Annotated in this window: 15 protein-coding genes and 2 tRNA genes; 5 read left to right on the top strand and 12 right to left on the bottom strand. The window is 58.1% G+C overall.

The genetic code is table 11. The annotated features are described in order from the left end of the window. Window positions 1-48: 48 nt before the first annotated feature. Window positions 49-1,242, bottom strand: coding sequence for a tetratricopeptide repeat protein (locus tag JF535_RS07145; RefSeq protein WP_207000715.1), 1,194 nt, complete (start codon window positions 1,240-1,242; stop codon window positions 49-51). Between the two features lie 375 nt (window positions 1,243-1,617). Between JF535_RS07145 and JF535_RS07140 the strand changes: the two genes are divergently transcribed. Then, window positions 1,618-2,133, top strand: coding sequence for a hypothetical protein (locus JF535_RS07140; protein WP_207000713.1), 516 nt, complete (start codon window positions 1,618-1,620; stop codon window positions 2,131-2,133). A gap of 182 nt (window positions 2,134-2,315) precedes the next feature. Continuing rightward, window positions 2,316-2,603 (top strand): TonB-dependent receptor, encoded by a 288-nt coding sequence (locus tag JF535_RS07135; protein WP_207000710.1) that lies wholly within the window; start codon window positions 2,316-2,318, stop codon window positions 2,601-2,603. A 104-nt stretch (window positions 2,604-2,707) separates the two neighbouring features. Here the strand turns inward: JF535_RS07135 and JF535_RS07130 are convergent, their stop codons facing one another. Further along, on the bottom strand, window positions 2,708-4,000 hold the full coding sequence (locus JF535_RS07130) for a tetratricopeptide repeat protein (RefSeq protein WP_207000708.1): 1,293 nt from the start codon (window positions 3,998-4,000) through the stop codon (window positions 2,708-2,710). Between the two features lie 175 nt (window positions 4,001-4,175). On the opposite strand from JF535_RS07130, the gene JF535_RS07125 reads away from it, so the two are divergent. Then, window positions 4,176-5,717, top strand: coding sequence for a peptide MFS transporter (locus JF535_RS07125; protein WP_066966898.1), 1,542 nt, complete (start codon window positions 4,176-4,178; stop codon window positions 5,715-5,717). Between the two features lie 165 nt (window positions 5,718-5,882). Here JF535_RS07125 and JF535_RS07120 read toward each other — a convergent pair whose 3' ends face one another. The 10 genes from JF535_RS07120 to JF535_RS07075 form a co-directional block, all read right to left on the bottom strand. Further along, window positions 5,883-6,707, bottom strand: a complete 825-nt coding sequence (locus tag JF535_RS07120) for a TSUP family transporter (protein WP_207000706.1) — start codon at window positions 6,705-6,707, stop codon at window positions 5,883-5,885. 259 nt (window positions 6,708-6,966) lie between these two features. Further along, a complete protein-coding gene (gene pnp, locus JF535_RS07115; protein ID WP_066966907.1) occupies window positions 6,967-9,084 on the bottom strand; it encodes a polyribonucleotide nucleotidyltransferase in 2,118 nt (705 codons plus the stop codon). Between the two features lie 263 nt (window positions 9,085-9,347). After that, window positions 9,348-9,617 carry a 30S ribosomal protein S15 gene (gene rpsO / locus JF535_RS07110; RefSeq protein ID WP_066966910.1) on the bottom strand — a complete coding sequence of 90 codons (270 nt, stop codon included), beginning with the start codon at window positions 9,615-9,617 and terminating at the stop codon, window positions 9,348-9,350. A 111-nt stretch (window positions 9,618-9,728) separates the two neighbouring features. After that, window positions 9,729-10,679, bottom strand: a complete 951-nt coding sequence (truB, locus tag JF535_RS07105; RefSeq protein WP_207000704.1) for a tRNA pseudouridine(55) synthase TruB — start codon at window positions 10,677-10,679, stop codon at window positions 9,729-9,731. Beyond that, window positions 10,679-11,107: a 30S ribosome-binding factor RbfA gene (rbfA, locus tag JF535_RS07100; RefSeq protein ID WP_207000702.1), complete on the bottom strand. Its 429-nt coding sequence runs from the start codon at window positions 11,105-11,107 to the stop codon at window positions 10,679-10,681. The genes truB and rbfA overlap by 1 nt, the downstream gene beginning before the upstream one ends. A gap of 89 nt (window positions 11,108-11,196) precedes the next feature. Then, entirely contained in the window at window positions 11,197-14,007 is a 2,811-nt protein-coding gene (gene infB / locus JF535_RS07095) for a translation initiation factor IF-2 (protein WP_207000700.1), read from the bottom strand. A 137-nt stretch (window positions 14,008-14,144) separates the two neighbouring features. Then, window positions 14,145-15,647 carry a transcription termination factor NusA gene (nusA, locus tag JF535_RS07090; protein ID WP_207000699.1) on the bottom strand — a complete coding sequence of 501 codons (1,503 nt, stop codon included), beginning with the start codon at window positions 15,645-15,647 and terminating at the stop codon, window positions 14,145-14,147. Window positions 15,648-15,739: 92 nt separating this feature from the next. After that, complete coding sequence (rimP, locus tag JF535_RS07085) at window positions 15,740-16,213, bottom strand: ribosome maturation factor RimP (protein WP_207000696.1); 474 nt, start codon at window positions 16,211-16,213, stop codon at window positions 15,740-15,742. 236 nt (window positions 16,214-16,449) lie between these two features. Further along, window positions 16,450-16,526, bottom strand: a tRNA-Met gene (locus JF535_RS07080). A 153-nt stretch (window positions 16,527-16,679) separates the two neighbouring features. Continuing rightward, window positions 16,680-16,756, bottom strand: a tRNA-Met gene (locus JF535_RS07075). A 379-nt stretch (window positions 16,757-17,135) separates the two neighbouring features. On the opposite strand from JF535_RS07075, the gene JF535_RS07070 reads away from it, so the two are divergent. Continuing rightward, window positions 17,136-19,268, top strand: a complete 2,133-nt coding sequence (locus tag JF535_RS07070) for a TonB-dependent receptor (RefSeq protein ID WP_242523747.1) — start codon at window positions 17,136-17,138, stop codon at window positions 19,266-19,268. A gap of 100 nt (window positions 19,269-19,368) precedes the next feature. Beyond that, window positions 19,369-20,517 carry a PepSY-associated TM helix domain-containing protein gene (locus tag JF535_RS07065; RefSeq protein WP_207000694.1) on the top strand — a complete coding sequence of 383 codons (1,149 nt, stop codon included), beginning with the start codon at window positions 19,369-19,371 and terminating at the stop codon, window positions 20,515-20,517. Window positions 20,518-20,529: the final 12 nt, after the last annotated feature.

Raw genomic sequence — 20,529 nt, 5'->3', positions numbered from 1 at the left:
AAGGGGATGTCATTTGGCATCCCCTTTTTCTTTAATAGACAAAACAAATTACAGACTCACACTATTCTGCAAATCGTTCAACTCCCTCTGGTATGCCGGTATTAAACTTTGGTCATCCAGTAAATCAAAAGCTTTGACCAGGTGCCTTTTTGATTCAGCTAGCCTCCCTAACTTGAATTCCGTTTTCCCCAATAAAAAATAAACCCGATGATCCTCCCGACTGTTTTCCGCCGCACGATTCAGTAACGTCAGAGCTTCGAGAAAATTACCTCGGTCATAATCTTTTTTGGCGCGGTAATAAAGTAGAGAGGGAGCCTCATTCCGGATGGCATGAGCCCGGACATTGTACTCTGCTGCCAGCTCGTCATTTCCGCTCTCCCCGTACAGCCGACTTAGGCTAGAAAGCGCTGCTGTATTGTGGGAGTCCAACTGTATCGCAAGCAAGTACGATTGCTCCGCCTCAGTGTTCAGCCCGAACCGCTTATAGAGCGCCCCCAAGTTCAGCCAAATGTCACTATCCCCTGGCGCTAGCTGCAAAGCTTTCTGCATGAGCTTGAATGCATACTCTCTATCCCCGTCTGCGCGCATAACCTCCATCGCCCGATTACTGTAATACTGGGAGAATGCGGCGCGATCACTGATTCGCTGTTGGTACATGGTCGGATCGTATTCCGCGAGACCAAAATCAACAACTTTGCGGCCATAGGGCACTTCGGCAACCATATTGATGTGCCGATAATTAACTAGAGTCTGCTCGTCTTCAAGTTTCCATAGCTGTGGTGTTTCTACCTGGTTGAAATAGGCTTTAATACCAAGCTCCCGGGTCAGCGAGACCAGGAGCATAGTTACTGCAAGGCAGTTCCCCGTCTTCAGCTGAAAGGTTTCGGCGGCACTCAACGTCGTTTGCGCATCATATTCCACAACAAACTGGTCACGATTAAACCGGCTAACCAGCTCTGCCCAGCGTATGTTCAAGGGCGCATTCGGTGACAATTGCTCCAGAAATGCCATCATCGAAGGACTTGCGGATATTAGCTCCTGCTCTGGCAAGTCTCCCCCGTCAAGTACGCGGCCAAAGATGGCCCGACCACTCAACAGATAACCCGCATCGATTTGTGGGGAAGCGCTTTGAAGTGAGTTCTTTGTGTCGGTTGGCGGCGCGCCTAAGGGAACACAAGCAGCGAGGCCAAAAGACAAAATAATAAGAAAAATCCGCGATAGCATAAAATCCGGTCCAAGCATCTATTGTTGGCGCGGAAAACTACCAGCATTTCTGAATCATGGAAATAAATTCTCGAACGCTGTCACAACAATTACGTTAGGCACATCACGCCCGCTTATTTTATCGGCGCATTGAGCTGTTAGTACTCGGAGTTTCGAGATAAAAATTCGGACTTCCGACTGTAAGCAGATTTGGGCGAGGGATTTTGAGCCAGCGACAGGACCTCGTTCAGATATGCGGAGAAAGCCTGAAACTTTCCCAATGGGTAACTAGCTGGCTCCCTCAAGAAGTGATCTTCCCCCGTTTCAACGGACACCAAAGTCAAACAGACAAGGTGCCTAATATCGAAATACAAAAACTCCAGAAAGACTTGGCAGTATCCGAACGAGCTCAAAGTGAAGACAGTGTTGCTCAGTTTGTTCGAGGGTGTTCATATCAACGCTCATGCCGGTAAGGGTTTTGATCTGGATCCAGAACAGCACCTGCCGCAGGAAATCAAAGACCAGCTGCAAGGTGCATGGCAGGGAGCCAAAGACGCCTACGGCGCAGCCGTGGCTGCCGCCGTAGCGGAAGACGAGCTGCCCGCTTACCCGGGTGACAGCTGGGTTGAAGGGTTCCTCGACTACCGTGTTCGTCCGGTTGCCGGTGGTGCCCGTGACTACCAACAGTCGTCCGATACCTTCCGTATCGCGTCTGGTCTGCGTCGCGATCTGGCCAACGGCTGGAGCTGGTACACTTTCGCCAGCTACGGTAAGAACTCCATTGACAACGTCACTTACAACTCTTACAACAAGGCTCGCCTGAACGAAATCTTCAGCGGCGAAGCAGGTCTGGACTTTGATTTCACCAGTGGCATTAGCCCGGAAATCATGAACTACTTCCACTACGACGACCCTGAAGATAACCAGTAAGAGCTGGTAAACATCGGCGCAGCACTGTCTGGCGACACCGATGCCATCGAATTCCAGGGCAGCACCCGCGGTTTTGCAGGGTATTTTGAATGCCGCGTGAATCCGGCGAGTTCACCCCACCCCAGGAAACCCGCGCCAGTTAAACCTTTGGCAATCAGCAAGATGCCACCGGCGGTCTGTACGTGAAGTGGCGCGGCCTGGCGAGCGCCATGTGGTACGGCAGCGACTGGGAAGCCGGTCTTGAAGCTCAGTACCTGAGCGAAGGCGAGAGCGCGTACAAGCCTGTTGGTGCAGTAACCTACGTGAACCTGAAAGCCGGCTGGGACCTGAGCGACTCTCTGCGTCTCTCCACCGGTATCGACAACGTGGGCAATGTTGAGCCGGAAGACACCTCTGGCTACAACGACTGGAACAGCTCCTACGACTTCAAAGGCCGCTACTTCTGGGCTGGTGCTTCTTACCAGTTCTAAGTTGCCGGCGATGTCGAACTGACGTTCCGTCAAACGAAAAGGGGATGCCATTGGCATCCCCTTTTTCATTCCGAATAAGTATCAAACTCAAAAATCCTGGCCGGTTAATAGCTACCGCGATAGAACTCGTCCGGCTCCACTACCCGAACACCGGCGCCGGCACCAATGCCCTGACGGGTGCTCTGCCCCGCACTGTTACCTCCGTTACCTAACCCCATCAGCTCCAGCTTCCGGATATAAACACTCTGCGCAGAAGGATTATCCGCAAGGTGAAAGGCCTGGAAAAAGTGCTCTCGGGAGTCATCCATTTCGCCCAAACGATAGCTGGCCAGTCCCATCAAAAAGTGAAAGCGATGATCGTCTTCGTATTGCCAGAGCGCCCTTTTTAGCTGATTTTTCGCACTTTTATAGTCGCCGTGATCGTAGGCATTGCGCGCCTGATAATAGAGGTAGTAGGGGTTGCGTTCGCGGTGGAAGCGAGCTTTTTTTGCATAAAAGTCCGCGAGCTCGAACTGTTGCCGACTGCGATACAGGCGCTCGAGATTGCTCATGGCAATGGTGTGGCTGGATTTTAATTGCAGCGCCTGCAGGTAACTTTGCTCCGCCGCAGTGAACTGCTGGTTACGGCTGTAGAAGGCCCCGAGGTTGGCCCATAAATCGGCGTTGCCCGGCTTTAAATCCAGTGCCTTGCGCAGGTAGCGGAACGCTTGTGGCATTTTTTCCTGCTGCATCAGCTCAAGGCCGCGGTTGCTATAAAACTGGGCAAAGGCTTCGATGTCGGACAGCTTGCGCTGATCGTAAATCGGGTCGTAGGCCTCCAGATTGAAATCCACCACCCGGCGGCCTCGATGGCTTTCGCTGACCATGTTGATATGGCGGTAGACCACAAAGGTCTGGGATTCCTCGTGCCCCCAGACCGGTGGAACCTCCACCTGATTGAAATAGGCATCCGCGCCCAGCTCACGCGCCATGGCCACCATCATCACCGTGAAGGCCATGCAATTACCTTCCCGCTGGCGATAGGTTTCACTGGCAGTCAAAGTTTTATCGGCCTGGTAGTGGACGGTGAATTCCTGATTCTGAAACCCGCGTATCAGTGCCTGCAGGCGCTGCTGGGGGCTGGCGTCGGGAGCAATGCCGGCGAGGTAGGCACGCATTTCCGGTGCCAGCCCCAGAATGTCGTCCTCTGGTAGCTCGGAGGCATTCAGGGGCTCGCCCAGCAAGGCCTGGCCCGAGAGCAGCCAGGCGGAGTCGATCGGCGCGCTGGTCTGCGGTGGTGCACCGGCGCAGCCGGCCAGCACCACAAAGGCGGCTACTGCGCAGGATTTCTTCCAGGCGTTCACGCTGCGGGCCAGCCACCGGCGTTCTGGCAGCCCGGTCGTAAGCGGGGTTTTCATGGTTATTCTCCCCATAACGTGTTCTGAATCCCTGATTTTCCATAATTCCTGTCGCAAAGGAATCCTTTTCACAGGCGCATTTCCTGTTTCACCTGCAACCATTCGCCAGTTTGCGAGACCGCTGGTACACTCGGAAAGGTTAACTTATAACGTTATAACAACCGGAAACGCTGATATGTCGTCACAACCACAACAAAACAGCGATGGCTTCTTTGGTCATCCCAAGGGGCTCTCCACCCTCTTCTTCACCGAGATGTGGGAGCGGATGAGTTACTACGGTATGCGCGCCCTGCTGGTCCTGTTCATGACCGCCAGCCTGCAGCAGGAAGGCCTCGCCTTCACCGTTGCTGCCGCTACCGCTATCTACGGCCTGTACACCGGTGCGGTGTACTTCCTGGGACTCCCGGGTGGCTGGATTGCCGACCGCCTACTGGGCGGCCAGCGCACCGTCTGGTACGGCGGCATCATCATTATGTGCGGCCATATCGTGCTCGCCATCCCCAGCGACCACACCTTCTTCATTGGTCTGATCCTGGTGGCCACCGGCACCGGCCTGCTCAAGCCCAACATTAGTGCACTGGTTGGCCACCTGTACGCGGACAACGACGTGCGCCGCGACAGTGGTTACGCCCTGTACTACATGGGTATCAACATCGGTTCCGTGCTCGGCTACATGATCTGTGGCTACTTCGGTGAGAAGGTGGGCTGGCACTGGGGCTTCGGTGCCGCTGCAATCGGTATGGCTATTGGCCTGATTCAGTACCGCAAGACCATCGGCAACCTGGGCGACGCCAGCCTCAAGCCTGAGCACCCCATGACACCGGCCGGTGAAAAGAAAGCCTGGGGAGTTATCTGGGCGGTTGTCGGCGCCGTAGTAGTGATTACGGCTCTCACCATGAGCGGCGTGATTACCTTCGACCCGGTCGCAGTGGCTACCAAGGTCGCTATCTTCTTTACCGCAATCTTTTTCATCTACTACGCCTATATCTACTTCGGCGGCAAGCTGAGCCAGGCCGAAAAGAAACGCATGTGGGCACTGTTCCTTGTGTGTGTCGCCTCCGCGTGCTTCTGGTCTGGCTTCGAGCAGGCGGGCTCCTCCCTGAACCTGTTTGTCCGCGATTTTACCGATCGCACAATGGGCTCCTTTGAGATTCCGGCCTCCTGGTTCCAGAATTTGAACCCGATGTTCATCATCATCCTGTCGCCCTTCTTCGCTGCCCTGTGGATCAACCTGGGCAAGCGCATGATCACGCCCTCCTACAGCATGAAATGCGCGATCGGCCTGATCATCATGGCCACCGGCTTTATCGTGATGTTCTTCGCCGCCCAGCAGGCGGCACAGGGCCTCGAAGTTGCACCGATGTGGCTGGTGACCACTTACTTCCTGCACACCGTGGGTGAACTGTGCCTGAGCCCGGTGGCCCTGAGCGCGGTAAGCAAGCTGTCTCCGCGTCGCTTTGCCGGCCAGATGATGGGTGTGTTTGTACTCACCTACTCCATCGGCAATGTTATTGCCGGTCTGCTGGCGGGTAATTTTGATCCGGACAACATCTCCACCCTCCCGAACCTGTACCTGCAGATCGCCATCTTCAGTATTGGTATCGGTGCGGTAATCGCACTGATCAGCCTGAAGTCCAAGTCCTGGGAAGGCCAGGGTTTGGATCACATCGAGGCGGTTGAGCCGGCAGAGGCAACGGCCAAAACCGTCAACCCGTAACCTGCTCGATACTAAAAAGGCCGCTGCGGTTTCCCGCAGCGGCCTTTTTTTTATTTTGCGCCTGTAGGGTAGGTAAGCGCAGCGCACCTACCGAACCGAGGTTCTTTCATGGTGGACGCATGGTGGATGTGCTTCGCTTATCCACCCTACGCGGAGCGAAGGGCTCTAGCTGACGAGCACTGTGTAATTCAGCCAGATAAAGCGCGCGCCAATCAAAAACAGCAGTCCGGCGAAGCAATTCTTCAACAACTGTGGGGAAAGCCGGTGGGCCAAGAGCGCGCCGAAGCGCGCAAACCAGGTGCTGGCTAATACGATACCGAGGAACGCCGGCCAGTAGATATAGCCACTGCTCCACGCCGGCAGCAGGGGGTTGTTCCATCCCTGCACCGCAAAGCTGAGTGCGCCGGCAACGGCTATGGGCAGGCCACAGGCGGCGGAGGTCGCCACCGCCCGTTGCATCACCACATGACAGCGCGACAGGAACGGCACGGTGAGTGAGCCCCCACCAATCCCGAAGATCGCCGAGACCCAGCCAATAAAGCCCCCGGCGATAGACAGCCCTACTTTGCCCGGCACCTTTTCACCATCCGTCGGCAGTTGCGATTTGCGCATGCCATCCAGCCACATTTTCAGCGCGATACCCACGGCAAAAATTCCGATCAGCAGCTGCAGCCAGGCACCGCTGAGCCAGTCTGCGGTAACACCGCCAATCCAGGAACCGAGCAGGATACCCGGCGCCATGGCGGCGACGATTTTCCAGTCCACGGCGCGCTTGCCATGATGGGTACGGATGGAGCTGACGGAGGTAATGATGATGGTGGCAAGGGAGGTGCCCACGGCCATATGGGTGAGAATGTCAGGCGGTATGCCCTGGGCGGCAAATACCAGTACCAGTGCCGGCACGATGATCAGGCCACCACCAACGCCGAACAGGCCGGCAATGGTGCCTGCCCCGATTCCGACCAAGAGGTAAATCAGAAGTACTTCCACAATGCCCCCCCGCAAATTTCAGGCAAAAAAAACGGTGGCATCTAGCCACCGCTCTTGAGTTTCCAGATTGGCACCACCGATCAGCTTCAGTGGCGGCCAGGCACCGGGAGCGGCTTTTCAGGACCGCTGTAAACCCATCCCTGGGCGCTTCGGCGCAAACATCCTGTTTGCGACGATCCCGAAAAGCCGCTCCCAGCACCTGCCCTTGGCATCTAGAAATGTGCTCCGTTGCGTACGCTAAAGAGCTCCAGCAAGGTAATTACTCCTCGCCAGTTGCCTCATCCGCTTCCGCTGCTGCGTCTGCGTTGGCTTCCTTGATGGACAGCTTGATGCGGCCACGCTGATCTACGTCCAGAACCTTGACCTTCACCATCTGGCCTTCGCTCAGGTAGTCGGTCACCGCGTTGACGCGCTCTTCGGCGATCTGGGAGATGTGTACCAGACCATCTTTACCCGGCAGGAAGTTTACGAATGCGCCGAAGTCGACGATGCGCACAACCTTACCTTCATAGATGGCGCCGATCTCGGCTTCCGCAGTGATTTCCTCGATGCGGGTTACCGCCGCTTCCAGGCTCACGCCGTCTTCACCAAATACCTTGATGCTGCCATCGTCTTCGATGTCGATGGATGCACCGGTTTCTTCGGTGATGGAGCGGATGGTCGCACCGCCTTTACCGATCACGTCGCGGATCTTGTCCGGGTGGATCTTCAGGGTGGCGTAGCGCGGCGCGTTCTCGTTCACTACGGAGCGGGATTCGCCGATCACCTTGTTCATTTCCGCCAGGATGTGCAGACGGGCATGCAGGGCCTGCTCAAGAGCAGTCTCCATGATCTCTTCGGTGATACCTTCGATCTTGATGTCCATCTGCAGCGCAGTCACACCAGACGCGGTACCCGCTACCTTGAAGTCCATGTCGCCCAGGTGGTCTTCGTCACCCAGGATGTCGGTCAGAACCGCGAAGCCTTCGTCTTCTTTCACCAGGCCCATGGCGATACCGGCAACCGGTGCTTTCAGCGGTACACCCGCATCCATCAGCGCCAGGCTGGAACCACACACGGACGCCATGGAGCTGGAGCCGTTGGATTCGGTGATTTCGGAAACCACACGCAGGGTGTAGGGGAATTCATCGGGGTTCGGCAGTACTGCAGCGATACCGCGGCGCGCCAGGCGGCCGTGACCGATTTCGCGACGGCCGGTAGCGCCGACACGACCCGCTTCACCTACGGAGTAGGGAGGGAAGTTGTAGTGCAGCATGAAGTAGTCTTTACGCTCGCCTTCCAGCGCGTCGATGATCTGCGCATCGCGGGTAGCACCGAGGGTGGAGACCACCAGCGCCTGGGTTTCACCACGGGTGAACAGCGCAGAACCGTGGCCTTTCGGCAGCACGCCAACTTCCACGGAGATAGGACGCACGGTCTTGGTATCGCGACCATCGATACGAGGCTCGCCACGAACCACGGCGCCACGCACGATTTTCTTCTCGAGCTTGCCGAAGTAGCTTTTTACGGTGCCTTCGTCCAGCTCTTCGCTCGCCAGGGCTGCCGCCGCTTCGTTGCGCAGCTCGCCCAGACGGGTGGTACGCTGCTGCTTGTCGGTGATCTTGTAGGCTTCTGCCACTTTCTCGCCGAACTGGGCTTCCAGTGCAGATTTCAGTTCTTCATTCACCGGCTCCGGCTGCCAGTCCCAGGTGGGCTTGCCCGCTTCGGCTTTCAGTTCTTCACAGACTTTCACAACCGCCTGCATTTCCTGGTGGGCAAACAGCACTGCGCCCAGCATGATGTCTTCCGGCAGCTCTTTCGCTTCGGATTCCACCATCAGAACGGCGTCTTTGGTACCGGCTACGACCATGTCCAGCTCAGATTCTTTCAGCTCGCTGTAACGGGGGTTCAGCAGGTAGCCGTCTTTCTCGGTGTAACCCACACGCGCCGCACCGATCGGGCCGGCGAAGGGAATACCAGACACAGACAGGGCTGCCGAGGTGCCGATCATGCCGGCGATATCCGGATCCACGTCTTTTTCCGCGGACAGTACGGTGATCATCACCTGTACTTCGTTCATGAAACCATTCGGGAACAGCGGGCGGATCGGGCGGTCGATCAGGCGGGAGGTCAGGGTTTCTTTCTCTGACGGGCGGCCTTCACGCTTGAAGAAGCCACCGGGAATTTTGCCGGCCGCGTAGGCCTTTTCCACATAGTGTACGGACAGCGGGAAGAAGCTCTGGTCTGGCTTGGCTTCCTTGGCACCGACGACGGTACACAGCACGACGGTTTCACCCATGGTGACCAGCGCAGCGCCGGTTGCCTGGCGTGCGATACGGCCGGTCTCGATGGTGACCTGGTCTTTTCCGTACTGAAAGGTTTTGGTTACTGGATTCACTAGACTCTTTCCTGTTTCCTTTGCGTGCTGGCCCATTCCAGCAACGCTTTGCCTACAAGTGATGAGCAAAGCTTGCTCATCCTGCGCTGCGCGCCCACAAAGCGGACCTCACAAACGCCAAAATCCGCTGACGGCTACCCGACAGCGGAAATCGTTTTGGGCTTTCGCCCATAGTTCCTGACGACAGCTATTACGCAATCATTATGTCAGAAACCTGAATTCTATATAGAACAATGCCCGCCATAGGCGGGCATTGCAGGGTCTTAGCGACGCAGGCCGAGCTTGGCGATCAGCTGAGCGTAACGGTTCAGATCCTTGCGCTTCAGGTAGTCCAGCAGCTTACGACGCTGGTTTACCATGCGGATCAGACCACGACGGGAGTGGTGGTCTTGCTTGTGGGAAGCAAAGTGACCCTGAAGCTTGTTGATGTTGGCAGTCAGCAGCGCTACCTGAACTTCCGGGGAACCGGTATCACCTTCAGACTGGCCGTGCTCTTTCAGGATGGCTGCTTTTTCGTTTGCAGACAGTGCCATAACGAATTACCTCGTTCGTAACATGCTTTAAAGATTCGGCTGGCCCGTGCATGTTTACAGACCAGCTAGTCATTTGATAACCCGCTTTCCCTGTCGCCAGGTTCTTGCGGGTTATTTTACCAACCGACGGGGTGCAACCCGTCCGTCATCAGTAATCTCTCCAACGCCGAGAAATTCACCACTTTCCAGGAAGAGGCGCACCATATCACCTTCATCGCCCAAACGATAGACCTGCAGATCCATTACCGGCTGCCCCTGACGCAGATAGTAACCCGTGTCATCGGCGAGGATCATTTTGGGCAGGCCAGAGGCTGGGGAATCCGCCGGTAGCAGATGGTGATCCAGCACCTCGGCGCGGTCTTCGCCCCGCTCCTCGGTCAGCGCATCCAGGGTGACCGAATCGTCTTCGTGGTAGGGCCCGGCGGCGCTGCGATGCAGCTTCTCCACAAAGGCACCCACGCCCAGGGCCTTGCCCAGGTCCTCGGCGAGGCTGCGTACATAGGTGCCCTTGGAGCAGTGCACCTCGACCTCCGCCCGCGGCAGCTTGTCCGGCGAGTCTGCCGCTGGCGTGAAGCCCAGCAGCTCGTAGGAGTAAATCTCGACTTCCCGCGGCTCCCGCTCCACTTCGATCCCCTGGCGCGCCAGCTTGTACAACGGCTGGCCATTGTGCTTGAGCGCGGAATACATGGAGGGAATCTGGCTAATGGTGCCACGAAACGCCGCCATGGCGTCGCACACCTGCTGCTCGGTGATCCCGGAGGCATCACTGGTGGCAACCACATCGCCATCAGCATCCCCGGTTTCGGTGGTCATACCCAAACAGAAGGTGCTGCGATAGCGCTTGTCCGCATCCAGCAAATACTGGGAGAACTTGGTGGCCTCACCGAAGCAGATCGGCAACACGCCGGTTGCCAGCGGGTCCAGCGCACCGGTATGGCCGGCGCGGTTGGCAAAAAACAGTCGCTTGGCTCTTTGCAGGGCGTCATTGGCAGAGATGCCGGCGGGCTTGTTCAGCAACAGCACGCCATCCACCTGCCGGCCCCATTTTGGTCTGCGGCCCATCAGTCGTTCTGTTCGCCCGGTTTGTTGTCGGATTCGCCATCGTGATCAGCGCCCTCTTCGGACTTGTGCTGATCAGACTGGACCGCCTTGTCGATCAGCGCCGAGAGGTGCTGGCCGCGCACGGAGGTTTCGTCGTAGCGGAAATGCAGTCGGGGAATGGAGCGCATCTGGATCTCTTTGGCGAGCTGGGTACGCAGGAAACCCGCGGCCTTGTTCAGCGCCGTCATCGAAATATCGATCTTGCTGCGATCATCTTCCCCTACCAGGGTGACAAACACCTTGGCGGTGGCGAGATCGCGGCTCACTTCCACATCGTTGACATTGACCATGCCAACGCGCGGGTCGCGCACTTCGTGCTGGATCAGGCGGGCCAGTTCGCGACGCATGGCGTCGGCTACCCGGTCAGCACGGTGGAATTCTTTGGCCATTTTTTACCTATTCAGAATGGCAAACTCGCCCGCGAGTACGATCCCGCAGATGCATCCACGGGATTCCACTGGCGAGCGAGCAGGAACAATTACAGTTCGCGGGCTACCTTGACGATGTCGAAGACCTCGATCTGATCGCCAGCCTTGACGTCATTGTAGTCTTTAACGCCGATACCACACTCCATGCCGTTCCGGACTTCCTGCACGTCGTCTTTGAAGCGACGCAGGGATTCCAGTTCGCCCTGGTAGATCACCACGTTGTCACGCAGTACACGGATCGGCTTGTTGCGGTAGACGGTACCCTCGATCACCATACAGCCGGCAATAGCGCCGAACTTGGGCGAGCGGAACACGTCGCGCACCTGTGCGATACCGACAATCTCTTCGCGCAGCTCCGGATCCAGCATGCCAGACAGGGCCTGCTTCACTTCGTCCAGCAGGTTGTAGATCACGCTGTAGTAACGGATTTCAACGCTCTCGGTCTCGGCCAGCTTGCGCGCAGCGACATCCGCACGGGTGTTGAAGCCGATCACGATTGCGCCCGAGGTCAACGCCAGGTTGATGTCGTTTTCGGCAATACCGCCAACGCCACTGGATACCACGTTGACGGAAACTTCTTCGTTACCAATCTCAGCCAGTGCCGCGAGAATCGCCTCGAGAGAACCACGCACGTCTGCCTTGATCACCACCGGCAAGACTTTTCTCTCGCCAGCTTCCATATCGGCAAACATGTTTTCCAGCTTGGCCGCCTGCTGTCGCTGCATACGCTCGCGACGCTCTTTGTCGGCGCGCTGCTCGGCCACTTCGCGGGCCTTGCGCTCATCGGCAACCACCAGGAATTCGTCACCCGCATTCGGCGTGGCGTCGAGACCCAGCAATTCCACTGGCGTGGACGGGCCGGCTTCCTTGACGGACTTGCCCAGTTCGTTGGTCATGGCGCGAACGCGGCCATAGCTCTGGCCCGCCAATACAATATCACCGCGCTTCAGCTCACCGTTCTGCACCAGCAGGGTGGCAACCACACCGCGGCCTTTTTCCAGGCGGGATTCAATCACAACACCGCTGGCCGGCACGCCAGTTTTAGCCTTCAGTTCTAGCATTTCGGACTGCAGGGACACGGCTTCGAGCAGCTCGTCGACGCCCTGGCCGGTGTGCGCAGACACTTCGATAAACTGGGTATCGCCGCCCCAGTCTTCCGGGATCACATCTTTCGCGGCCAGCTCGTTCTTTACGCGATCCGGGTCCGCGGCTTCCTTGTCGCACTTGTTGATCGCGACCACCAGCGGTACACCCGCCGCCTTGGCGTGGGCAACGGCTTCTTCGGTCTGCGGCATGACGCCGTCGTCCGCGGCCACCACCAGGATGACCACATCGGTAGCCTGGGCACCGCGGGCACGCATGGCAGTAAATGCCGCGTGTCCGGGGGTATCCAGGAAGGCAACCTCACCCTGACTGGTTTTTACGCGATAGGCACCAATGTGCTGGGTAATGCCGCCGGCTTCACCGGAGGCCACCTTGGTTTTGCGGATGTAGTCCAGCAGCGAGGTTTTACCGTGGTCGACGTGGCCCATAACGGTAACCACCGGCGCGCGGCTGACTTCTTCGCCTTCAACGTCCTGGGACTGGGCAACCAGCTTCTCTTCCAGTTCGTTTTCTGAGCGCAACACCACTTTGTGCCCCATCTCTTCGACGATCAGGGTTGCGGTATCGCGGTCCAGGCTCTGGTTGATAGTGACCATTTCGCCCATTTTCATCAGGCGCTTGATCAGCTCACCGGCTTTGATATTCAACTGCTTGGCTAGGTCGCCGACGGTGATCGTCTCGCCCAGTTGCACTTCGTACACTTGCTTTCCTGTCGGCCGTTTGAAGCCGTGTGTGTTCTTTACTTTCAAGGTCGGGCGGGACAGAGAGCGGGTGCTGCGCTTCTCGTCCTCATCGCTCTCGAACGCCTCCAGCGCGGCATCGTACAGAGATGTCTTGCTGGACTTTTTGGGGCCGGCCTTGCCGCGACGGCTGCGGCGCTTGCGCGGCTCATCGTCGTCACGATCAGTAACCACTGCGGCTTCCACCTTGCGGCGCAGGCCTGGCTTATCTTCTGCGGCTGCAGTCGCAGTGCTCGCCGCCGGTTTCTGTTTAGCCTGCTCCGCACGGTCTTTCTGCTCTTGCTCAAGACGTGCGCGCTCCGCTTCAACACGGGCTTTCTTCTCTTCCAACTCAGCGGCTTCGCGCTGGTCTTCTTTTTTGCGGCGCTCGATGGCAGCGAGGCGCATGGCTTCGATGTCATCAACGTAGGTAGAGCGGATAGGTGTCGGCTGGGGCTTAGCTTTGGGCGCTGCCTTGGGCTCAGGTTTCGCGGGCGCTTCAGCCTTCTCGGGCTCAGCGGCTGCTGCCTCGGCCTTGGCCGCAGCTTCCTGCTGTGCCTTGGCGGCCGCCTCGGCCTCCTGCTTGGCCTTGGCCTCTTCTTCCGCGCGCTTGGCTTCGGCCTCAGCGGCTTCCTGCTCGGCACGGGCGCGATCGGCGGCAGCTTTCTCCGCCGCAGCCAGCTCTTCTTCCGCTTTCTGCAGTGCGGAAGTATCCAGCTCGGCCTGTTCCGCTTCGGCCTCAGGACGCTTCACATAAGTGCGCTTCTTGCGGACCTCCACGTTGACGGTCTTACGGCCGGTGCCAGATCCGGTTTTGAGCGTCGTGGTGGTCTTGCGCTTGAGGGTAATCTTGCGAGGTGCAGCAGCCTGCTCCCCGTGACTGGTTTTCAGGAAGTTAAGCAGGACCTGCTTCTCTTCTGCGGATACGGTCGCATCCGCTGAAGTGTGGGGCAAACCCGCCTCCTGCATCTGCTTGAGCAGACGCTCTTCGGTGGCACCAACCGATTTGGCGAGTTCGCTAACTGTTACTTCGGCCATTCTCTCTCCTAAAAAGTCACTTGTGGGGAGCAGCATCAATTCATTTGACTGCTCCACCTTTGGCCTGCATGACAGGCAATTCGGGCGCGCACCTCATATCGGTGCGCTGGGCCGGGCGCGCGCCCGGCACTCGGGCATCAAGCCTCTTGGTCACTGTCGTCGGCGAACCAGGGCTCGCGCGCTTTCATGATCAATGCGGCGGCGCGTTCTTGGTCCACGCCTTCGATGTCCAGCAGATCGTCAACCGCCTGCTCTGCCAGGTCTTCCATGGAAGCAACACCACGGCTTGCCAGCTGGAACGCCAGCTGACGGTCCATGCCTTCCATATTCAGCAGGTCTTCCTGGGGCTCGGCTGCATCCAGCTCTTCCTCGGAAGCCAGCGCCTGGGTCAGCAGGGCGTCTTTGGCGCGAGCGCGGAGTTCTTCGGCGATCTCCTCGTCGAAGCCTTCAATGCCCAGCATTTCTTCCAGCGGTACGTAGGCCACTTCTTCAAGGGAGGTGAAGCCTTCATCCACCAGCACACCGGCAACGTCTTCGTCGATATCCAGGCGCGCCATGAAGGTCTCCATGATGCTGCCGGACTCGGCTTCCTGCTTGGCCTGCCACTCGTCAACGCTCATCACGTTGATCTGCCACTGGGTCAGCTCGGACGCGAGACGCACGTTCTGACCACTGCGACCAATGGCCATGGCCAGGTTTTCTTCGGCAACCGCCACGTCCATAGAGCCCGCATCTTCATCCACAACGATGGATTCGATTTCTGCCGGCGCCATGGCGTTGATCACGAACTGGGCCGGGTTGTCATCCCACAGCACAATGTCCACACGCTCGCCAGACAATTCGTTGGAAACCGCTTGCACACGTGCACCGCGCATACCAACACAGGCACCAACCGGGTCAATGCGACCGTCGTTGGTGTTGACGGCGATCTTGGCACGCAGGCCCGGATCGCGCGCAGCGCCCTTGATCTCGATTACCTGCTCGGAAATTTCCGGCACTTCAATGCGGAACAACTCGATCAGCATTTCCGGGCAGGAGCGACTCAGCTTCAATTGCGGGCCACGGGCTTCCGGCTCAATTTCCAGCAGGATTGCACGTACACGATCACCGAGACGGAAAATCTCGCGGCCTACCAGCTGGTCGCGGGGCAGACGCGCTTCGGCGTTGTTACCCAGGTCCACAGCGATAAAGTCGCGGGTCACTTTTTTCACGGTGCCACTGACCAGCTCACCGACCCGGTCGCGGTACTCATCAACGATCTTGGCGCGCTCGGCTTCGCGTACTTTCTGCACAATGACCTGCTTGGCAGTTTGTGCAGCGATGCGACCAAATTCGACGTTTTCCACCTGCTCGCGATAAACATCACCGGCTTTCAGCTCGGTGTCTTTCTCGTGGGCCTCTTCCAGCGTGAACTGTGTTCCCAGCTCCGCGAGGGTGTCATCGTCGACCACTTCCCAGCTACGGAAAGTGTCGTAGTCGCCGGTGCGGCGATCGATGATGACCTCGATGGTGGAATCTTCGTCGTAGCGCTTCTTGGTGGCCGTTGCGAGGGCCGCCTCAATTGCCTGGAAAATAATATCCCGGTCAACGCCTTTCTCGTTGGAAACCGCCTCGGCCACCAGCAAGATTTCTTTGTTCATGCAGCTGCCTCTTCAAAAACGCTACGTGCTGACTATTCAATGCTTCGGTGAACGCCACTAAACCAGCGCCACCAGGTACTACAGCATTGCCCTTACTTCTGTCCGCCCTCGAACTGAGGGACGATATTTGCTCTCTCGATACTATCGATTGGCAACAGGTATTCATTTTCACTGTCGATGCGCAGGACGATTTCATCGCCCTCCACGCCAGCCAGCAGGCCGCGCCACTTGCGCTGACCGTCCAGCGGCATACGCAACCGCAGCTCGACCTGTGCACCAATAAACCGCTGATACTGCTCCAGCTTGTACAGCGGGCGATCCATCCCCGGAGAGGACACTTCCAGGGTGTACCTGCTGTTGATCGGGTCTTCTACATCCATCACTGCACTGACCTGGCGACTGACTTTTTCACAGTCTTCAACAGCGATGCCGCGCTCGGAATCGATATAAATCCGCAGCAGGGCATTGCGGCCGTGGGTCTGGTAATCGATCCCCCACAACTCGCACCCCAGTGATTCAACCACCGGAGCCAACAGCTCTTCTAAAAGTTCGCGCTTGCTTGCCATATCACCACTTTGGCCCGGCGACCGACCGGGGCAGATGTGCAACGGCATCCGCTCGTTGCAAAAACGAAAAATGGGCAGCGAAGCTGGCCCCACGGCCCGAATGAGAAACCGCGGCGCCGACTCCCGGCCCATTCGGATGGCAAACCAGGCTCGAGCCTGTTTGCCGCAGATACGAAAAAGCCCCTAACAGGGGCTTTTACTGCGTAGTCACATACGAAATATGTAACCACAAAATTTGGTAGCGGGGGCAGGATTTGAACCTACGACCTTCGGGTTATGAGCCCGACGAGCTACCAGGCTGCTCCACCCCGCAACAACACACACCTGAGGGATACCACATACACATCCAGTATAAATGGAAATTGGCAGCAGGGCAGGATTTAAACCTACGACCTTGGCCGGCAATGCCGCCAGAGGTAAAGAGAGAGCCCGTCGGGCGCCTCGCCAAAACCACTGATACCAAAATTGGTAGCGGGGGCAGGATTTGAACCTACGACCTTCGGGTTATGAGCCCGACGAGCTACCAGGCTGCTCCACCCCGCACCTACACCCTGAAAGCCGGCCCCTGGTGAGATACTCGGCTTCCTGCGGCGGGTTTCCCCGACCGCTCAAGAGGCTGCGCATTCTATGGGTGAGCCCCTGCAGAGTCAAGCCGCTTGTGGCACTAATTCTCTCATCCCTGCCACCACGGGCAGGATACCGGTGTTTCATCGTATCGAACGTCATTATAGGAAGAATTACCGGTACTCCCCGGCGGAAATTGCGCCAAGCACGCACGAGTAACGGGAATACCGCAATCCGCCCACCCGAAAACGCAATTGATAATGATTCGCATTTAGAATACTATCGCCATCCTTGCCGATGACTGGAGCGGGAATCCATAACACTCCGCGCCCGCTCGTCGTCTGCTTTGTGGACAAACATGCCTGAATCAACCGAGGAGCCCCGGATGCGCTACCTGAAGACTTCACTCGCCCTTTCTATTCTCGCTGCCAGTACAAATGCTCTCGGGGCAGAAGACCGCCAGGAACGGCTTATTGAAGAGGAGATTGTGGTTACCGCAAGCCGTACCGAAAAGCCCCTGAGCTCGACCCCCAACACGGTCACCCTGATCGACCAGCAGGAGCTGGCCAGCCAGATGGCCGCGACCAGTGATCTGTCGACCATCCTCGGCAACCTGATTCCAAGCTTCTCCCCCAGCCGCCAGAAAATGACCAACTCCGGCGAGAGCCTGCGCGGCCGCAAGCCACTGTACCTGATCGACGGTGTGCCCCAGTCCAACCCGTTGCGCAGTGGCGGCCGTGACGGCCACACCATCGATCCGCTGGTGCTGGAGCGCGTGGAAGTCATCCACGGCGCCAATGCCATTCACGGCATGGGTGCCTCCGGCGGCATCATCAACCTCGTGACCCGCACCCCCAGCGACGAATTTCAGCAGAGCGTCCGTGTTGAAACCGCGCTGCAGGCCGAAGATGTGGGCGAGTCCGCAGGATACAACGGCAGCTACAGCGTTTCTGGCAAGGTCGATGCGGTCGACGTACTGGCCAGCTTTACCTACCGCAACAGCGGCGTGGGCTACGACGCCAATGGGGACGTTGTCGGTTTCGACAATACCCAGGGCGACACCATGGACAGTGAAACCAGCAATGTCTTTATCAAGACCGGCTACCGCTGGGGTGAGCAGCGCATGCAATTGACCGTGAACCGTTATCTGGTGGAAGGCAACAACAACTGGCTGAGTGTGGATGGCGATATCAGCGAAGGCATTGCCACCACCGCGGTCAAGGTACCGGTCCCGGGGGATGCGCCGTCCAACGAGGTCACCACCGTCAATCTGCAGTACAGCAACGAAGACCTGTTCGGTCAGAAGCTGCGTGCGCAGGTATTTTCCCAGGACTTTGCCGGTACCTACGGCGGGGGAGTCTACGGCACCTTTCAGGACCCGCTATTCGGCGAAGATATTTTCGACCAGTCCCAGAACAACTCGGAAAAACGCGGCCTGAAACTGACCCTGATCAAGGACGACATTGCCCGCAGCGCAATCAGCCTCGCCTACGGGATCGACCTGCTGCAGGACGAAACCTGGCAGCAGCTGATTCAGACCGGTCGCGCCTGGGTGCCACCCACCCAGTACAAAAGCACCGCGCCTTACGCACAGGCCGAGTTCAGTGGCATTGAGAGCCTGGCCATTACCGCCGGTGTTCGCCACGAGCGCTCCAGGCTGAATGTCGATGACTTCACCACCCTGGCGTCTTACGGCAGCCAGTTCGTAGAGGGCGGCAACCCGGAGTTCAGCGAGACGCTGGCCAATATCGGCGCCACTTACGCAATCGCGGAAGGCCTGCGCATCTACGCCAATTACTCCGAAGGCTTTTCCATGCCGGACGTGGGCCGGGTGCTGCGCGGGATCAACCAGCCGGGTCTGGAGGTGGAAAGCTTCCTCAATCTGCGACCTATCCTGACGGAAAATCACGAACTGGGGCTGGACTTCAATAACGAGCGGTTCGGCGCGCAGCTGGCCCTGTACTCCTCCGACTCCGATCACGGTCAGCGTCTGGCCTTGGGCAGCGACGGCATCTACAGCGTCAAGCGGGAAAAAACTGACATTGACGGTGCCGAGGTGCGCGGCCAGTGGTTTGCCACCGACGCCGACATCCTTGAAGTGCGTTACGCCTACACCAAGGGACGCTACGACGCCAATCAGGACGGCAAGGTGGACACCGATCTGGACGGTGCCAATATCGCCCCCAACCGATTCAACCTGAGCTGGGCGCGCAATTGGAGCGAAGACTTCAGCACCCGCCTGCAGGCTAACTGGCTGCTGGATCGGGATTTTGAAAACAGCGCGGGGGAGGTCACCAGAAAATTCGACGGCTACGCCACCCTCGATGCCAGCGCACAGCTGAAAGCCCTGGGCGGCGAATTCGCACTGGGCCTGCAGAACCTGACCAATGAAGACTACTTCACCTACTACTCGCAGACCGCGGGGAATGACGGGCGCAACTTCAAGGGCCTGGGACGCAGTGTGAACCTGTCTTACTCGAAACTGTTCTGATCGCGGTCACCGCAGAAACCTTTCTGCCTGCCGGGCAGGTTCCTATCGTAAAATCCTTGGGAACCTGCCCGCCAGACGAACCGAAACAAGTCCCCTCTCCATGCGCAAAACACTTTTTACCCTGCACAAGTACGCGGGCCTCACCCTCGGACTGCTGCTCGCCCTGATTGGACTCACCGGCAGCCTGCTGGTGTTTGATCACGCCCTGGATGAAACCCTCACGCCGCAGACAGTATCGTTTACTCCGTCTGCAGACCGGGCCAGCTACGCAGAAGTTTTTGCCGCGGCACAGGCTGCGGTTCCGGGCAACCCCACACCCACCCGCCTGATGACCCAGCGCCAGCCAGGCAGCCCCCACGTGGTGCGCTTCCCGACCCCGGAAGGTGCCCCCGGCCCCATTGAGGTTGCAGTGTCTCCCACCGATGCGGAAGTGCTGGCTGTAAGGGGTTGGGGCACGCCGGAATACACCATGAGCTGGCTGTACCGCCTGCACTACACTCTGCTGGCGGGCAAGAACGGCAAGATCGTGGTGGGCTTTATGGGCCTACTGCTAATGGTGTTCTGCATCACCGGTGCGGTGTTGTGGTGGCCGAAAAAGAGCAAAACCCACAAACGGAAATGGAAACGCGCCTTTGCCATTTCCCGCAACGGCAACCGCTTCCGCTTTTACCTGGATGTGCACAAGGTATTCGGCATCTATTTCCTGCCGCTACTGCTGATAATCAGCTTTTCCGGTGTCAGCATGGTGTTTCCGACACAGGTGGAAACGGTCGTCGGCAGCCTGTTCGAGATGGAGCCCCGCCCTGCCCTGCCCAGTTCCGGTGCCAGCAGCGGAACACCCATTATCCCGGATCAGGCGGCCGCCATTGCTCAGGCGGCGTTTCCAGGTGGTGCGCTGAAGCGTATCTATCTACCGCGCGATGAAAGCGACAGCTACGGCCTGAGTTTCCGCGCAACGGAGGAAGTGTGGACGAATTACGGCGCAAGCTTTGCGCGGGTGGACCAGTACAGCGGCGAAATACTCATGTCACAAAACGCCACTGAGCTTCCGCTGGGCAATAAAATCCTGCGCTGGCAGTTCCCGCTGCACAACGGCGACGCACTGGGGATTGTGGGGCGGTGGCTGGTACTGCTGACCGGCCTGGTGCCCGCCCTGCTGTTTGCGACCGGTGTATACCTGTGGTGGCGCAAGCGGCAGCTCCAGTCGCGCACCCGGCGACACCGGGCCGTTACGCCGGCCACCGCCTGAGGTGCTCGCCAG

It is taken from the genome of Microbulbifer salipaludis (assembly GCF_017303155.1).
GTDB classification, from domain to species: domain Bacteria; phylum Pseudomonadota; class Gammaproteobacteria; order Pseudomonadales; family Cellvibrionaceae; genus Microbulbifer; species Microbulbifer salipaludis.
Note: the sequence above shows the minus strand (reverse complement) of the source record. Positions and strands in the feature narration are given on the sequence as shown.

Excerpts from the sequence above, each read along its gene's own strand:
- JF535_RS07070 (WP_242523747.1), top strand. The coding sequence starts at position 17,136 with ATGCCTGAATCAACCGAGGAGCCCCGGATGCGCTACCTGAAGACTTCA.
- JF535_RS07145 (WP_207000715.1), bottom strand. The coding sequence starts at position 1,242 with ATGCTTGGACCGGATTTTATGCTATCGCGGATTTTTCTTATTATTTTG.
- nusA (WP_207000699.1), bottom strand. The coding sequence starts at position 15,647 with ATGAACAAAGAAATCTTGCTGGTGGCCGAGGCGGTTTCCAACGAGAAA.
- rbfA (WP_207000702.1), bottom strand. The coding sequence starts at position 11,107 with ATGGCCAAAGAATTCCACCGTGCTGACCGGGTAGCCGACGCCATGCGT.
- JF535_RS07125 (WP_066966898.1), top strand. The coding sequence starts at position 4,176 with ATGTCGTCACAACCACAACAAAACAGCGATGGCTTCTTTGGTCATCCC.
- infB (WP_207000700.1), bottom strand. The coding sequence starts at position 14,007 with ATGGCCGAAGTAACAGTTAGCGAACTCGCCAAATCGGTTGGTGCCACC.
- rpsO (WP_066966910.1), bottom strand. The coding sequence starts at position 9,617 with ATGGCACTGTCTGCAAACGAAAAAGCAGCCATCCTGAAAGAGCACGGC.
- JF535_RS07065 (WP_207000694.1), top strand. The coding sequence starts at position 19,369 with ATGCGCAAAACACTTTTTACCCTGCACAAGTACGCGGGCCTCACCCTC.
- rimP (WP_207000696.1), bottom strand. The coding sequence starts at position 16,213 with ATGGCAAGCAAGCGCGAACTTTTAGAAGAGCTGTTGGCTCCGGTGGTT.
- JF535_RS07130 (WP_207000708.1), bottom strand. The coding sequence starts at position 4,000 with ATGAAAACCCCGCTTACGACCGGGCTGCCAGAACGCCGGTGGCTGGCC.
- truB (WP_207000704.1), bottom strand. The coding sequence starts at position 10,679 with ATGGGCCGCAGACCAAAATGGGGCCGGCAGGTGGATGGCGTGCTGTTG.